Consider the following 16,504-nt stretch of genomic DNA (forward strand, 5'->3'; position numbering starts at 1 on the left):
CTTCCTATGGAGAAATTACAAACCCTGTTATCGGAACGGTTTCAGATCGTTTTTTCAGATAGCAGTTTATTAGATACAGCTTTTACACACACGTCTTATGCCAATGAGCACCGCCTCTTAAAAATTTCACATAACGAACGTTTGGAATTTTTAGGAGACGCTGTTCTTCAATTAGTTATTTCCGAATATTTGTATAAGGAACACCCAAACAGACCGGAAGGAGATTTATCTAAATTCCGTTCCATGATTGTCCGTGAAGAAAGTCTGGCTGGTTTTTCTCGGGATTGCCAATTTGACCATTACATCAAACTAGGCAAGGGCGAAGAAAAATCTGGTGGTCGGGACCGCGATACGATTCTTGGCGATTTATTTGAAGCCTTTTTAGGTGCCTTGCTCTTAGATCAAGGTGTGGAAGCGGTCAAACGCTTCATCTATCAGGTCATGATTCCTAAGGTTGAGACGGGTCAATTTTCTCAAGTCATTGACTACAAGACCCGCCTGCAAGAACTGTTGCAGGTTCATGGGGATGTGGAGATCCAGTACCAAGTGGTCAGCGAGTCCGGTCCTGCTCATGCAAAAGAGTTTGAAGTGGAAGTGTTCGTGAACGGCAAAACCCTAGGACACGGTCATGGTCGCTCCAAGAAATTAGCGGAACAGGAAGCAGCCCGCAATGCAGTTGAAACGAGGAATGATGGCTCATGTATCTAAAAGAGATTGAAATCCAAGGCTTCAAATCTTTTGCGGATAAGACTAAGGTCGTATTTGACAAAGGGGTTACTGCCGTTGTAGGGCCTAATGGATCTGGAAAATCAAATATCACGGAGAGCTTGCGCTGGGCCCTGGGGGAATCCAGTGTCAAGAGTCTACGTGGGGGCAAGATGCCCGATGTCATCTTTGCAGGGACAGAATCGCGTAAACCGCTGAATTATGCTTGTGTCACGGTTGTCTTAGATAACCAGGATGGTTTTATCCAACAAGCGGGGAAAGAAATTCGGGTCGAACGGCATATCTATCGCTCGGGAGACAGCGAGTACAAGATCGATGGTAAGAAAGTACGTCTCAGAGATGTGCATGATTTGTTCATGGATACGGGATTAGGACGGGATTCTTTCTCTATTATCTCCCAAGGTCGGGTAGAGGAGATCTTTAACTCCAAACCGGAAGAACGCCGGGCAATCTTTGAAGAAGCTGCAGGTGTCTTGAAATTTAAGACGCGGCGCAAGGAAACGGAGACCAAACTCAACCAAACTCAGGAGAATTTGGACCGTCTAGAGGACATCCTCTATGAATTAGAAGGACAGATCCAGCCTCTTGAAAAGCAAGCGACGGTTGCTCGTCGTTTCTTGGAATTAGACCAAGAACGCCAGGTTCTCTTACTGGACGTTTTGGTCGCTCAAGTAGATCTGACAAAGGATCTCTATGAAAAGGTTGACCAAGAAGAAAAAGCCATTCAAGAACAGTTGGCCTCTTATTACCAACGCCGTCAGATTTTAGAAGAAGATAACCTCCGCATTAAGAAAGCCCGCCATCAGTTGGATGCAAGTCTAGCTGAGGACCAGGCGAGCTTGCTAGAGGTCACTCGTTTGATTAGCGATTTGGAAAAGCAAATCGAAGTCGCTAAGCTCCAATCAAGCCAAGCAGCCCATAGTCGCAAAGAAAATCTAGAGCGACTGGATGCTGTTTTGGCCCGTCTGGAAGAAGCGAAGCAAGAGCTGGCTCAAAAACAAGAGACGCTAGCAACTCTTCAACAAAGACTGATAGAGAACCGTCAGCAACAAGAAGAGCTGGAAAAAGAATTAGCCAACTATGAAGAAGATCCGGAACAAGTCATTGAGCATCTACGTGAGCAGTATGTGGAGCTCTTACAGAGAGAAGCTGAAAAATCTAACGAGCGGACAGCCATTGAAAGCCGGATCCAAGCGCTCCTACAAGAATCTAGCCATCGTCAAGAGGACTTGATCAAGGCGCAATCCAATTTTGAAGCTGCCAAGGAAAAAGAAGTTCGACAATTGGAAGAGTTGGATCAGGCACAAGCGACGGTCAAAGGCCTATTAGCAGAATACCAAGATCAATTGGTAAAAGTGGAGCAAGCCAAAGCTGCCTACCAAGAGGCTCAAACGGCCATGTTTGACTTGATGGATGAGAGCAAAAACAAACGGGCGCGGATCAATAGCTTGGAAGCCATTCAGAAGAACCATAGTAACTTCTATGCAGGCGTCAAGAGCGTCTTACAAGAAGCGGACCGTCTAGGAGGCATCTGTGGGGCTGTTAGTGAGAATTTGAGTTTCTCAAAAGACTACCAAACAGCGCTTGAAATTGCTCTGGGAGCTAGCAGCCAACAGATCATTGTCGAGGATGAAAAGGCGGCAACGAGAGCAATTGACTACTTGAAACGCAATCGCTTAGGACGGGCAACCTTCCTTCCGCTAACGACGATCAAAGCTCGTCAACTTTCTCCTCGTAATCTGGAGTTGATTCAAACCAGTCCAGGATTTTTAGGAATTGCGAGTGACTTGGTGACCTATGAGCATCGTTTTGAACAGATTTTTCAAAACTTGCTTGGAGTAACGGCCATCTTTGACACGACGGAACATGCGCGTGAGGCGGCTCGTACAGTCAACTATCAAGTTCGGATGGTGACCTTGGATGGGACCGAATTGCGGACCGGAGGATCGTATGCCGGTGGTGCCAATCGCTCCCAAAATACGGTCTTTGTCAAACCAGAATTAGATAGTTTGAAGCAGGAAATGCAAGCTCTGGATGCTCGTTTAAGAGAAGCAGAGCAGGAGGTAGAGACCAAGGACAATCTGCTCAAGCAGGCGCAAGAATACTTGGCCTCTATTCAAAGCCAGGGTGAGCAAGCGCGTCTGGAGCAACAGCGGGCCCAATTGGCCTACCAACAAAGCCAAGAGCAACTGAAAGAAATTCAGGAACTCTTAGAGGCTTTGAAGTCAGAATTGGCAACAGATGCGACCCAATCTCTACAAGAAGAGCAGGAGTCCCTTACTGAGCAATTAGCAGCGATTGAGCTTCAAAAAGAAAATTTGAATCGCGACATTGAAACCATGAAGTCGGACAAAGATGTCCTACAACAAAAGGTGCAAAACCTGCAAGAGCAATTGGCAGAACTGCGACTCCAACAGACGGAATATAAAAGTCAACAAAGTTACGAGCAAACAGATGCTCGTCGTTTGGAAGAAACGATCACTCAGTTGGAAGTAGAAGAGCATCAGTTACAATTGCTGATTGAACAAGGCGAGGCCCAAGTTCAGACAGTGGATGTGGAGCAGCTAGCCAATCAATTGACACAGGCGCAAGCCAAGAAGACAGATTTGGAACAAGGGATCATTCGAAAACGCTTTGAGCTGGATGATTTAGAAGGCCAGGCTGAAGATGTGGCAGAACAGATGGAGCAAGCGCGCAAGAAAAACGAAGAGTGGATTCGTCAACAAGCCAAGGCTGAAGCGACACGTGAAAAGCATGCGGATCGCTTGAACAAGCTCTTAACGCAAATTACAGATGAATTCATGCAAAGCTTTGACCAAGCCAAAGAACAGGCCAAACCGGTTGAAAATCTTGCGGTAGCTGAAAACCAGCTCAAGAGCATCGAAAAAGACATTAAGGCACTTGGTCCAGTCAATGTGGATGCGATCGAGCAATACGATGAAGTGAAGGGACGCTTTGATTTCCTTTCTAGCCAGCGGGAGGATGTCTTGGCCGCGAAAAACATGCTTCTGTCTACGATCAACGACATGAATGACGAAGTCAAGGAACGCTTTAAATCAACTTTTGAAGCTATTCGTGAATCCTTTAAAGTCACTTTCCGTCAAATGTTTGGTGGGGGTTCTGCTGATTTGATTCTGACAGAGCCGGATCTGCTGACAGCTGGTGTTGAGATTTCTGTGCAGCCACCTGGTAAAAAGATCCAATCTTTAAACCTCATGAGTGGTGGTGAAAAAGCCTTGTCAGCCTTGGCTCTCTTGTTCTCGATTATTCGTGTCAAGACCATTCCATTTGTCATTCTGGATGAAGTTGAGGCTGCTCTGGATGAAGCCAATGTCAAGCGCTTTGGTGATTATCTCAACCGCTTTGATAAGGAAAGCCAATTTATTGTCGTGACGCACCGGAAGGGAACCATGTCAGCTGCAGATTCCATCTATGGAGTGACCATGCAGGAATCTGGGGTTTCTAAAATCGTCTCAGTAAAATTGAAAGACTTAGAAAATGAAGAATAATGATATTAAATTGATCGCTACGGATATGGATGGAACTTTTTTAAATGACCAACATCAGTACGATCAAGAACGATTAGGCAAGGTATTAGCCAGCTGCAAAGAAAAAGGCATTTATTTTGCTGCTGCGAGTGGCCGTGCCCTCCTTTCGCTCAAATCCCTCTTTAAAGGGTTTGAAGACCAGATGATTTTCATTGCTGAAAATGGTAGTGTGGTAGAATTTCATGGAGAAGACCTCTACGAAGCGACCATGTCCAAAGACTTTTATTTGGGTGTTTTTGAGGCTTTGAAATCTTCCCCTTATGCAGATCCTAATAAACTACTTTTGACAGGGAAAAAAGGGAGCTATGTATTAGAAACAGTAGATCCCGACTATCTGGCCTTGAGTCAGCACTACAATGAAAACATTCAAAAAGTGAAAAGCCTAGTGGATATTCAAGATGAAATTTTCAAATTGACCACCAACTTTGATGCAGCTCTTGTACTTGAAGGTGAACAATGGGTCACTGAGAATATCCCAGGTGTCAAAGCGATGACGACAGGTTTTGAATCGATTGATATTGTACTCGATTATGTCGATAAGGGAGTGGCCATTACCGCCTTAGCGGATAAACTAGGGATCTCGATGGATCAGGTGATGGCTTTCGGGGATAACTTAAATGACCTCCATATGATGCAAGTCGTGGGCCATCCTGTAGCGCCAGAAAATGCACGTCCCGAAATCTTAGCGATTGCTGAAACAGTCATCGGCCACCATGCGACGGGCTCTGTCCTACGCTACATGGAGGAAATCCTATGAGTAAGATTTCCTTGATTGCGCTGGATTTAGATGGGACCCTTCTCAATTCGGAAAAAAAGATCTCCCCTCGCAATAGAGCAGCTCTCGTTGCTGCACAGGCCCAAGGTGTCAAGGTGGTTCTAACCACTGGTCGCCCCTTGAAAGCTATGGATTTTCTTTTAGAAGAATTGGGAACAGCTGGCCTCAAAGAAGAGTATACGATTACCTTCAACGGTGGCTTGGTGCAGCGAAATAATGGAGAAATCCTCTCAAAAGTGGTCTTGGCACCAGAAGATGTCGCAACCATCCATGATGAAACAGCTTGTCTCGGCCTTCCGCTGGATGCGATCAGTGAGGGAACGGTTTATGAGATTCATGCAGATCAAAAGTCTCTCTATTCCCTTTACAATCCCTACCTGAACTTTATTGAGACAGATTTTAAAGACCTGCCATCCACGATATCCTACAACAAGTGTGTGACAGCCGTTGATCAAGACTTTTTAGATGCAGCGATCAAGCAGATCAGGCCGGACTTATTTCAAGACTATGAAATTTTTAAATCTCGGGAAATGTTGCTGGAATGGTGCCCTAAAAATGTTCACAAGGCGACAGGTTTAGAGGCATTGGCAGCTATTTTGGGTCTTACATCTGATCAAGTCATGGCCTGTGGAGATGAAGCCAATGACCTGTCTATGATCCAGTGGGCTGGACTGGGGGTTGCCATGGGCAATGCGATTCCAGCAGTGAAGGAAGTTGCAACGCTTGTGGCCCCTATGACCAATGACCAAGATGCCGTCGCATGGGCGATTGAAAATTATGTGCTAAAGGAGAGTGAATAAATGGGATTATTTGATCGTTTATTTGGAAAAAAAGAAGAAACTGAAAAAGTGCTTCCGTCTTCGGAAGAAGTGACGGAAAGTACTGAGGTTGAAGAAACTGTCAAAGAGGAGCCTACGGCTACCCAAAATGACAAGGAAGAGCAAAAAATCGCTGATATGGAGGCTTACTACCAAGAGCTCAAAGCGCGAATTGCAGCCACTCATCAACCTGTTTCAACCGTTGCTCAAGAAGAGCCGGCAGAGGAACCTCTTGTTGAAGAAATAGGAACTTCAGAGACTCCTGAAGTTCAAGAACCGGTAGAGGAGTCTCCAGTTGCCTTTGAACCTGCTCAAACAGAAGCAATTCCTCAAGAAGTTTCACCACTAGCTGATGACACGGAGACTGAGCCTCTTGAAGAAGTGAAAATTGAAGCGGAAGTTACTGAAGATGGTGAGGAAGCAGATGGGGCTAACGGTTCAGAAATGGAAGAAGAGTCACCAATTGCCTCTCCATCATCTGACGCTGAGCTAGTAGAAGGGAGCACGACAGAAGAGGAGTCTCCAGAACTAGTAGAAGCTCAGGATGAGGTTTCAGAACCTGAAGTATCAGAAGCGATTGCTCAAGTGGAGGAAACTTCAGAAGTGGCAGAAGCCGAGTCCAGACTTCCTCAAGGAGAACCTGCATCAACCGTTGAGGAAAGAACTGTTGAAGAGGTAGAAGAGCCAATTCCAGACGAGATTGAGCCTCAGCAAGAAACCATTCAGGAAAAATACGATCGTAGCTTGAAAAAGACGCGGACTGGATTTGGAGCACGTCTCAATGCCTTCTTTGCCAATTTCCGTTCAGTCGATGAAGAATTCTTTGAAGAATTGGAAGAACTCTTGATTATGAGTGACGTTGGGGTTCAAGTGGCCTCTAATTTAACCGAAGAGTTGCGCTATGAAGCCCGTTTGGAAAATGCCAAAAAACCAGATGCTCTCAAGCGCGTGATCATTGAAAAATTGGTGGACTTGTATGAAAAGGATGGCCAATTTAATGAAGCCATTCGTTTTCAAGATGGTCTCACAGTCATGCTCTTTGTTGGGGTCAATGGAGTTGGGAAAACCACCTCTATCGGGAAGTTAGCCCACCGATATAAACAAGAGGGCAAGAAAGTCATGTTGGTTGCAGCAGATACTTTCCGTGCAGGAGCAGTAGCTCAACTGGCAGAATGGGGACGCCGCGTAGATGTTCCAGTTGTAACAGGTCCTGAAAAATCAGATCCTGCTAGCGTCGTCTTTGATGGAATAGAACGTGCGATCGCTGAAAACATTGATGTTCTAATGATTGATACGGCGGGTCGTCTGCAAAACAAGGACAACCTCATGGCCGAGCTTGAAAAAATCGGGCGAATTATCAAGCGTGTGGTACCAGAGGCACCACATGAAACCTTGCTGGCCCTCGATGCATCAACCGGTCAAAATGCCTTGGTACAAGCTAAAGAATTTTCAAAAATTACGCCTGTGACAGGGATTGTATTGACCAAGATCGATGGAACAGCTCGAGGTGGGGTCGTCCTTGCGATCCGTGAAGAGTTGGACATTCCAGTGAAGTTGATTGGATTCGGAGAAAAGATTGATGATATCGGACCATTCCATTCAGAAAACTTCATGAGAGGCCTCTTGGAAGGCTTGATTTAAGAGTCAAATAGAAAAAGACAAATTGTTGGAAGGACAATTTGTCTTTTTGTTTCCTTGCGCTATCAAAAAAACCACCCGAAGGTGGCTTTCCTTAATTCTTAGGTTCAGGTTTCCAAACCCATTCTGCTCCGTATTCTGCAAGGAGATCATCGGATGCAGTTGGTCCCATGGATCCAGACTTGTATTCATAGAGCGGTGCTCCATTTTCGGCCCATAGTTTTTCGATCCGGTCAATCAATTGCCATGAAGCACGAACTTCTTGCCAGTGGCTGTAATTGGTTGAGTCGTTGTTCAAAACGTCGAAAATTAATTTTTCATAAGGCTCTGGTGAAGCTCCAGTTGCCGTCGCATCTGTTTCGTAGTCAAAGGAAATAGGTGCGATGCTGAATTTTTCCCCGACCTCTTTTCCGTTGATGCTCAATGAGAAACCTTCATTTGGTTGGATATAAATGGTCAAGACATTTGGTTGCAAGCTATGTCCAAAGATGGAGTCGGTTTGCTTGAAGACCACATTGACCATGGTTCCTTTTTGGGTCAAACGTTTTCCGGTACGGAAGAAGAAAGGAACTCCACGGAATCGATCGCTATCAACAAAGAATGCACCAGAAGCATAGGTTTCTGTAGTAGATTCAGGGTCGACATTTGGCTCACTGCGATAAGAGATATCTTTTTTCCCTTCGATCGTACCTGAATGGTATTGACCACGGATAAAGAATTTCTTCAGTTCCTCATCTGTTGGATTGTGCAATTGCTCAAAAACTTTAACTTTTTCTGACCGAATCGCATCCTTGGTAAAGGTAGCTGGTTTATCCATGGCAAGCAATGACAAAAGCTGAAGGGTATGGTTTTGCACCATATCTCGAAGGGCCCCCGAGTGATCGTAGTAGCCACCGCGTTCTTCAACCCCCAAGCGTTCAGCAAAGGTAATTTGGATATTGTCAATAAAATCTCGGTTCCAGAGATTATCAAAAATAAGATTTCCAAAACGAATGGCAAAAATATTTTGGATCATTTCTTTTCCAAGGTAATGGTCGATCCGAAAGATTTGCTCTTCATCAAAGGTTTCTTCCAATTCCTTGTTGAGCTGACTAGCCGTTTCTAGGTCTGTACCGAAAGGTTTTTCAACGATCAAGCGCTCAAAGCCTTGCCCATCCACAATGCCTTCTGATTTGAGGTGTTTGGCAATAGTTCCAAAAAATTGAGGAGCCATGGACAGGAAGAAGACCTTGTTGTGTTCTGTTTGGTATTTTTCATCCAAGCTGTTTTGTAATTCGCGCAGGGCGATGTAATGTTCGGTATCATTGACATCGTGGCTTTGGTAGTAGAAATGACTAGCGAATTCTTGAGCTTGTTGAGGGCTATCGGCCAGATCTGTAATGGATTCTACCACGACTGATTCAAAGTATTCCTTGCTCCATGGTCTGCGGGCTGTTCCGATAACCGCAAAGTTTTCAGATAGATTTCCTGATTTATAGAGTCTAAAAAGGGATGGGTAGAGTTTGCGCTTGGCTAAATCTCCACTGGCCCCGAAAATGGTTACAATAACTTTTGAAGACATTTAAGTACCTATTTCCTATTTTATTAACCATATTTTACCATAAAATCTACAAGATTTCTTTGATGGAATCGTTGTTCCGAATATTTTCCGCTTGGATTAGAGGATTTGAGAGGAAAGCATAGAAAAAGCTAGAACCAATGTGGATTCTAGCTTGAACAGTTACAAGATGTTTGGATCTACAACAGAAGCTCCATCAGAATACGCGGTAGACATAAGGATTATCTGGTTGTGTAATGGTTTGACAATCCGTAATGTGGAGGACAGGCAAGCTTTGCTTGAGCTGCTTGTGGTATTCAATGGACAAGGTTCCTTTTGCATGGATCCAAGTATTATTTTCAAAATGTTGGGGAGCACCGGTTGTTAAAAGACCGTAGACACCGGAATCTGCGATACAGTGGATGATCCCAAAGCGAAAGAGGAATTGGCTGTCTTTGTTATTAGGATCATTGTAAACAAAACCGGTCAACTCGATGGTTTTCCCCGCAAATTGATCTGGATAATCATAAATGACCTCCATGACTTCCATATAATTCTCAGTGGTCACCTGGATCACCTTTTTATCAACATATTTCTTTGCTGCTTGCTTCATCTCTGACTCGTAGGCAGACTTAGTGAAATAGCTACTGGTATCCGGTTTGAGATACTGAGTTGTTGTCCCTTCATCCTGTTGGATTTCTTTGGAAGAACCTGCTGCAACCGGAAAGTGGTAGCCTTTGGCAGAGACTGTTTGGGAATCCAGTGTCACTGTAGGGAAAAATAGCCCGACAAACAAAGGAATACAGAGCAAGAAAATACTCGCCACTTTTGCCCAGAAGCCAGATAGATGACTGTGGATCTTCATTTGTTTGACCCAGATGATCAGCTGCACAAGAGCTAAAACAAAGGACAAGAACATGGAAATATAAGCCAAGTAAGAATAGTGTAAGTTGATGTATTGATTGAGCTTACCAGATAATTGCAGGTACATGGTGAGCTCAAAATAGCCAGCTAATATCAAGAAACGAATCATAGCACTACCCCCACAAACCAAGCATAAAGGAGCACAACTCCACTCACAATCCCGATAAAATGCCAGATGAAACGGGTCTTGAGATAATTTTTCATCATGAGGAGATTTTTGACATCAAGCATAGGCCCAATCACCAGAAAGGCAAGCACAGGCGCTACTCCAAAACTACTCAAAAGAGAAGAGCCGATAAAGGCGTCCGCCTCGCTACAAAGTGAGAGGAGAAAGGACAAGACCATGAGAAGGAGAATAGCAATAACCGGTGTCGCACTGATCGAAGTGAGGATCCGTGTTGGGACATAGACTTGGACGAGGCTGGCAAAGAGGCAACCAAATACCAGGTAGCGTCCCGTATCAAAGAATTCATCAATGGCTTGCACCAAGACTTGGAAAAGCTTTTGACCTTTGCTCAAGTCCCTAAAATCATGTTCATGTACAGCCTTACGATGTTCTTTTTGGATCGAATCTGTCTGAATAAAACCAAGAAAGATTCCTAGCACTGTTGCGACCAGTAGGGAACCAAGGGCGCGGTAGAGGGCCATCTTGACAGAATTTCCAAAGGCTGAGTAGGTCGCAAAGAGAACGATGGGATTGATGACCGGTGCTGTCACCAGAAAGGGAACAGCAGTATAACTTGGGACTTTCTTTTCTAGAAAGCGATTGATAATGGGAACAATTCCACATTCACAGGAAGGAAAGATAAAGCCGATAAAGGTCCCAAAGAAGATCCGACCAAATTTATTCTTGGGAAGAAAGCGGTAGACCCTCTCGGGGGTGATATAGACCTCGATAATCCCTGAAATGATACTCCCGATTAGGACAAACGGTAGGGCCTCGATAATAATCGAGAGAAAAATAGCCCCAGCCTGCAAGACGCTAGAGGGAAGGTGTTGAAAGAATGTCATTACTTAACCTTCTTTGCTTCTTTAGTTGTAGCAGTTTCTGCCTTCTTTTTTTCTTCGGGGAATTCGACTGTTTTTTCTACATCTGGAAAACTTGCAAAGTTTTCAAACATTTTATCAAGATCATCTGTTTTTGAGAATTTAATAGCCATTATTGGGCCTCCTTATTCATTTTCTATCATTATAACAAAAAGGGAAGAGCAAGGGGGAAATGGAACATAAAAGGAAAGATCAAGAGGGTCAAAATTATTCTATGAAAAATCCCTGAAACAGAGACCAGAACAGGCGATCTCACCCCTTGATGGCAGCAAAATATGCTATAATGGAAGTTATGGATAAATATGAAAAAATAGCCCAAGAATTGGGTGTTAGCTTAAAACAAATCGATACCGTATTGAGTCTGACAGCAGAAGGCTCAACCATTCCCTTTATTGCTCGCTATCGAAAAGATCTAACGGGAAATTTAGATGAAGTAGCGATCAAGGCCATTATTGACCGGGACAAATCGTTAACGGCTCTGGCTGAACGAAAAGAAACCGTCCTTGCTAAGATTGAGGAACAAGGCAAACTGACAGAGGCGCTCAAGCAGGCTATTGAAGCTGCTGAAAAATTAGCGGATGTCGAAGAACTCTATCTCCCTTATAAGGAAAAACGGCGGACCAAGGCGACGATTGCTCGAGAAGCAGGACTTTTTCCCTTGGCGCGTCTCATTTTGCAAAATAGTCCAGACTTGGAAGCAGAGGCTCAGAAATTTACCTGTGAGGCCTTCCCAACTGAAACCGCAGCTTTAGCTGGTGCAGTGGATATTTTGGTAGAAGCTATTTCAGAGGATACCCAATTACGGGCCCTCACCTATCAAGAAATTCATGGGCATTCCCTCATGACGTCAACCTTGAAGGATGAAAGCTTAGATCCTAAGAGAACCTTTGAAATCTATTATGATTTTTCTGAGAAGATCAAGAATATGCAAGGCTACCGGACTCTAGCTCTCAATCGTGGGGAAAAATTGGGCGTTCTCAAAGTCGGATTCGAGCACCAACTGGATCGAATCATTCGTATTTTTGAGGCTCGTTTTAAAACTAAAAATGCCTATGTCGATGAGGTTATTCAACAAGCGGTTAAGAAAAAAATCGTTCCTGCGATTGAACGTCGGATTCGGACAGAGTTGACGGAGGTGGCAGAAGACGGAGCCATTCAATTGTTCTCTGAGAATCTACGGAATCTATTGCTCATTCCTCCATTAAAAGGGCGCGTGGTCCTTGGATTTGACCCAGCCTTTCGGACCGGTGCTAAACTAGCCGTTGTCGATGAGACAGGAAAGATGCTCGCCACCCAGGTCATCTATCCAGTTGCTCCTGCAAAACCAGCTCAGATCGAGCAGGCTAAAAAGGAACTGTCTTCCTTGATCAAGGAGTTCGGAGTAGAAATTATTGCGATTGGAAATGGAACCGCCAGCCGTGAAAGTGAGGCCTTTGTCGCAGAGGTGCTTCATGACCATCCAGGAGTTCGCTATGTTATTGTCAATGAAAGCGGAGCCTCTGTCTACTCAGCTAGTGAGTTGGCCCGTCATGAGTTCCCAGAGCTAACCGTTGAAAAACGCTCGGCCATCTCCATTGCCCGTCGCTTGCAAGATCCGCTAGCAGAATTGGTGAAAATCGATGCCAAATCCATCGGTGTCGGTCAATACCAACACGATGTCAATCAGAAAAAACTGACAGAAAGTTTAGATTTTGTGATAGATACTGTCGTCAACCAAGTTGGGGTCAATATCAATACGGCTAGTCCCTCTCTCTTAGCGCATGTAGCAGGACTCAATAAAACCATCTCTGAAAATATTGTGAAATATCGGGAAGAAGAAGGAATGATTCTTTCACGAGCACAGATTAAAAAAGTGCCTCGCCTCGGCGCCAAGGCTTTCGAGCAGGCTGCTGGATTCTTACGCATTCCTGAAAGTAAAAACATCTTGGACAATACCGGCGTTCACCCTGAAAGTTACAAGGAAGTTGAAAAACTTTTTCAGCTTCTTGAAATTACCGAACTCGATGCATCCGCTCATGAAAAATTAAAAGCTGTGAACATAAAGGAGATGTCTACTCAGCTGGATCTGGGACCAGAAACCCTGAAAGATATCATTGCCGATCTCCTAAAACCAGGTCGCGATTTGCGGGATTCCTTTGATGCACCCGTGCTCCGTCAGGATGTCTTGGATATTAAAGACCTGCATATTGGCCAAAAATTAGAAGGGGTTGTGCGCAATGTGGTTGACTTTGGGGCCTTTGTCGATATTGGCATTCACGAAGATGGCTTGATTCATATCTCCCATATGAGCAAGCAGTTTATCAAGCATCCAAGCCAGGTCGTTTCAGTAGGTGATTTGGTAACCGTCTGGGTGAAGAGGATTGATGTGGAACGCGAAAAAGTCAATCTCAGTTTGGTAGCTCCGAATGAATCTGACTGAGTATGTACGCCAAGTATCCCTAGAAGATTTTGGGAGAGAATTCCGCCATCAAGCAGAGTGGAATTCACGTCTTCAAACCACTGGGGGTCGTTTCTTTCCCAAGGATCGACACCTTGATTTCAACCCGAAAATATACCAAGCTTTCGGGTTAGAGGTCTTTCGCAAAATCGTCCGCCACGAGCTCTGCCATTACCATCTTTACGATCAAGGTAAAGGCTATCGCCACAAAGATCTAGCCTTTAAGCAACTCCTCCAGCAAGTGGACGGTCTTCGTTTCACACCTCCTCTACCAGATAGAGCTGGGCGAGTCAAGCGGATCTATCTCTATCAATGTCCCCATTGTGGCCAAGAGTATAGACGAAAGCGAAAAATCGATCTGAAGAAATATGCCTGCGGTCGCTGTCACAGCCGCCTGCAATTCCTTGAAATGAGACAAGAGTGAGAATCGGTCTTTAGGCGGATCTCTTTCCAGTTAGACTCTGCTAAAATAGGTCTAACTAGAAAGAGGAAAATCAAATGACATCATCATTTTACAAATTAAAACGACATCGCCTGGTTTCAGGTGTGCTAGCTGGCTTAGCCGATAAATTTGGTCTTAGTGTAACTCTCCTACGCTTCTTGTTTATTCTTTTTACGGTTTCTCATGCCTTTATCGGTGTGATTATCTATTTACTGTTAGATACGACCTTACCTTATAAGGACGAGGAGGAGCAGGAAATGTTTGACTATGGCCCTCGACCTCGTCGAAGAAAAGAGGCTGAACCCATCCATGATCAGAATGATAGTCCATTTTTCTAAAGGGAGATCCGAGTGAAGCAGAAGTTCTATTCCCTTGCTTTTATTCTATATCTCTTCTTCAGTTTTATAGGACAGTTTTTCATTTTAAATCGTTTTTTTGGGGAAGGAGTTGGAACAGTTTTGATGGGAATGCTCCTTTTTCCACTGGGCATTTGGAATAGTCTCTTCTACCTCTTGTTTCTGCCAACAGAAATGGCTAGAAAGCCACAAATTTATCGGTTTTCGATTTTATTTTTGCCAGTTGTGTATCTGGTTTTCTCCTTATTGGGTGGAGGACCTTACGTCTTTATGCTCGGCTTGATCGCATTTCCTTCAAATGCGGTGGTCTATGCGGTCTCTACCGGAATCAAATCTATGATCAAAGATTTTTTGCAAGGCCAAGGCTAGAGCATTCTTTATATGTTCCCATCATTTCCTAGAGGTTGAAGACATTTGTCTTGGCCTCTTTTTGCTTGCCTTAAAAAGGAGTTGAAAATGGATCTTTCAAATGACACTTCAGTCTCTCGTCTGAAGAGAAAATCTGCTATAATAGAGAGAGAATTTGAAAAGGGAGAATGATATGGCAGTTACTGTTCGCGATATACAGGAAAAGCTTCGTCTATCGGTTGTTTATGGGGATGATAGCCTCTTAAGCAAGGAAATTACGACTGCGGACATTTCACGTCCAGGTCTTGAAATGACGGGCTATTTCGACTATTACACACCTGAGCGGATTCAGCTTGTAGGAATGAAAGAATGGTCTTACTTGGTGAAAATGAGCTCTCACAACCGTCATCAGGTCTTGCGCAAGATGTTCCAGCCAGAGACACCTGTCATCATTGTCGCGCGGAATTTAGAAATTCCAGAAGAAATGTTGCGTGCTGCGGAAGAGAAGCAACTAGCCATTTTGAAGAGCAATGTTGCAACGAGTCGTTTATCTGGAGAGCTTTCTAGCTATTTGGATAGTCGGCTAGCAGAACGTACGAGTGTACACGGTGTCTTGATGGATATTTATGGGATGGGTGTCTTGATCCAAGGAGATAGCGGAATCGGAAAAAGCGAGACAGGTTTGGAACTTGTCAAGCGGGGTCACCGCCTTGTAGCAGATGACCGGGTCGATATCTATGCGAGAGATGAGATGACCCTTTGGGGAGAGCCAGCTGAAATCCTACGCCACTTACTAGAGATCCGTGGTGTCGGGATTATCGATGTCATGAGTCTCTACGGTGCGAGTGCTGTGAAGGATTCTTCACAAGTCCAAATCGCCGTTTACTTGGAAAATTATGCTAAGGATCAGGTTTATGATCGTCTTGGTAATAATGCAGAAGAGTTGGAAATCGGTGGCGTGACCATTCCTCGGATTCGCATCCCTGTGAAGACTGGTCGGAACATTTCGGTCGTGATCGAAGCTGCAGCGATGAATGTTCGGGCCAAAGAAATGGGCTATGATGCTACCAAAACTTTTGAAGAACGTTTGTCCCAGTTGATTAGTCAAAATGAGGTGAAGGAATGAATCCAGTAGCCCTTCAATTAGGTCCGATCAGTATTCGTTGGTACGCGATTTGTATTGTCTCTGGCTTGATTCTAGCCGTTTATCTTTCTATGAAAGAAGCGCCCCGTAAAAAAATTGATCCAGATGCTATCATTGATTTCATTTTGATCGCCTTTCCTCTTGCGATTGTGGGGGCTAGACTCTATTACGTTATTTTCGAATGGGGTTACTATAGCCAGCACCTGGGTGAGATTTTCGCCATCTGGAACGGAGGAATCGCGATTTATGGTGGCCTCTTGACAGGTGCCCTTGTCCTCTATCTATTCTCTCGTAGACGTTTGATTGAACCGATCGACTTTTTAGATATTGCGGCCCCAAGCGTCATGATTGCACAGAGTATTGGGCGATGGGGGAACTTCTTTAACCAGGAAGCTTATGGAGCTGCTGTTAAAAGTCTTAACTACCTGCCCTCTTTTATTCGAGACCAAATGTATATAGATGGCAGTTACCGTCAGCCAACCTTCTTATATGAATCCAGTTGGAATCTGCTAGGTTTTCTCTTGATCTTGATTCTTCGTAGGAAGCCACAATTTTTGCGACAAGGTGAGATCACAGCCTTTTACCTTATCTGGTATGGTTTTGGTCGGATGATCATCGAAGGAATGCGGACAGATAGCCTGATGTTTGCGGGCTTACGTGTTTCCCAGTGGTTGTCGATGATCCTGATTCTAGTTGGACTCGCCATCATCATCTACCAACGTCGCAAAAAAGCCCCTTATTATGTAGAAGCAAAGGAGTAATAT

General features: G+C 44.5%; 15 protein-coding genes. 11 read left to right on the forward strand and 4 right to left on the reverse strand.

What is annotated here, in order from left to right; all coding sequences use genetic code 11:
* Positions 1-6: 6 nt before the first annotated feature.
* Genes rnc through ftsY form a run of 5 tightly spaced genes read left to right on the forward strand, consistent with a single transcriptional unit; the run spans position 7 to position 7,508 of the window.
* Entirely contained in the window at positions 7-708 is a 702-nt protein-coding gene (rnc, locus tag RDV49_RS05115) for a ribonuclease III (RefSeq protein WP_037607998.1), read from the forward strand.
* Positions 699-4,235, forward strand: a complete 3,537-nt coding sequence (gene smc, locus RDV49_RS05120; protein ID WP_003008137.1) for a chromosome segregation protein SMC — start codon at positions 699-701, stop codon at positions 4,233-4,235. Before rnc ends, smc begins: the two co-directional genes overlap by 10 nt.
* A complete protein-coding gene (locus tag RDV49_RS05125) occupies positions 4,225-5,031 on the forward strand; it encodes a Cof-type HAD-IIB family hydrolase (RefSeq protein WP_037607996.1) in 807 nt (268 codons plus the stop codon). Before smc ends, RDV49_RS05125 begins: the two co-directional genes overlap by 11 nt.
* Positions 5,028-5,849 carry a Cof-type HAD-IIB family hydrolase gene (locus RDV49_RS05130; RefSeq protein ID WP_003008133.1) on the forward strand — a complete coding sequence of 274 codons (822 nt, stop codon included), beginning with the start codon at positions 5,028-5,030 and terminating at the stop codon, positions 5,847-5,849. The genes RDV49_RS05125 and RDV49_RS05130 overlap by 4 nt, the downstream gene beginning before the upstream one ends.
* Positions 5,850-7,508 carry a signal recognition particle-docking protein FtsY gene (gene ftsY / locus RDV49_RS05135; RefSeq protein ID WP_003008131.1) on the forward strand — a complete coding sequence of 553 codons (1,659 nt, stop codon included), beginning with the start codon at positions 5,850-5,852 and terminating at the stop codon, positions 7,506-7,508.
* A 91-nt stretch (positions 7,509-7,599) separates the two neighbouring features.
* Here the strand turns inward: ftsY and zwf are convergent, their stop codons facing one another.
* The 4 genes from zwf to RDV49_RS05155 form a co-directional block, all read right to left on the reverse strand.
* Complete coding sequence (gene zwf / locus RDV49_RS05140; protein ID WP_003008129.1) at positions 7,600-9,066, reverse strand: glucose-6-phosphate dehydrogenase; 1,467 nt, start codon at positions 9,064-9,066, stop codon at positions 7,600-7,602.
* Positions 9,067-9,259: 193 nt separating this feature from the next.
* Positions 9,260-10,075 (reverse strand): TIGR03943 family putative permease subunit, encoded by an 816-nt coding sequence (locus RDV49_RS05145; protein WP_003008127.1) that lies wholly within the window; start codon positions 10,073-10,075, stop codon positions 9,260-9,262.
* Positions 10,072-10,977, reverse strand: coding sequence for a permease (locus RDV49_RS05150; protein WP_003008125.1), 906 nt, complete (start codon positions 10,975-10,977; stop codon positions 10,072-10,074). Before RDV49_RS05150 ends, RDV49_RS05145 begins: the two co-directional genes overlap by 4 nt.
* Positions 10,977-11,126, reverse strand: coding sequence for an SPJ_0845 family protein (locus tag RDV49_RS05155; RefSeq protein ID WP_003008123.1), 150 nt, complete (start codon positions 11,124-11,126; stop codon positions 10,977-10,979). Before RDV49_RS05155 ends, RDV49_RS05150 begins: the two co-directional genes overlap by 1 nt.
* A gap of 149 nt (positions 11,127-11,275) precedes the next feature.
* On the opposite strand from RDV49_RS05155, the gene RDV49_RS05160 reads away from it, so the two are divergent.
* From RDV49_RS05160 to lgt, 6 genes are all read left to right on the forward strand, one after another.
* Complete coding sequence (locus RDV49_RS05160) at positions 11,276-13,432, forward strand: Tex family protein (protein WP_003008121.1); 2,157 nt, start codon at positions 11,276-11,278, stop codon at positions 13,430-13,432.
* Positions 13,419-13,874: a SprT family protein gene (locus RDV49_RS05165; RefSeq protein ID WP_003008119.1), complete on the forward strand. Its 456-nt coding sequence runs from the start codon at positions 13,419-13,421 to the stop codon at positions 13,872-13,874. The genes RDV49_RS05160 and RDV49_RS05165 overlap by 14 nt, the downstream gene beginning before the upstream one ends.
* Before the next feature lie 74 nt (positions 13,875-13,948).
* Positions 13,949-14,230: a PspC domain-containing protein gene (locus RDV49_RS05170; protein WP_003005023.1), complete on the forward strand. Its 282-nt coding sequence runs from the start codon at positions 13,949-13,951 to the stop codon at positions 14,228-14,230.
* A gap of 123 nt (positions 14,231-14,353) precedes the next feature.
* Positions 14,354-14,617: a hypothetical protein gene (locus tag RDV49_RS05175; RefSeq protein WP_230454169.1), complete on the forward strand. Its 264-nt coding sequence runs from the start codon at positions 14,354-14,356 to the stop codon at positions 14,615-14,617.
* A 172-nt stretch (positions 14,618-14,789) separates the two neighbouring features.
* Positions 14,790-15,722, forward strand: coding sequence for an HPr(Ser) kinase/phosphatase (hprK, locus tag RDV49_RS05180; protein ID WP_003008114.1), 933 nt, complete (start codon positions 14,790-14,792; stop codon positions 15,720-15,722).
* Positions 15,719-16,501 carry a prolipoprotein diacylglyceryl transferase gene (gene lgt, locus RDV49_RS05185; protein ID WP_003008112.1) on the forward strand — a complete coding sequence of 261 codons (783 nt, stop codon included), beginning with the start codon at positions 15,719-15,721 and terminating at the stop codon, positions 16,499-16,501. The genes hprK and lgt overlap by 4 nt, the downstream gene beginning before the upstream one ends.
* The last annotated feature ends 3 nt before the right edge of the window (positions 16,502-16,504 follow it).

The sequence above is a fragment of the Streptococcus parasanguinis genome, from assembly GCF_031582885.1.
Lineage (GTDB): Bacteria > Bacillota > Bacilli > Lactobacillales > Streptococcaceae > Streptococcus > Streptococcus parasanguinis_M.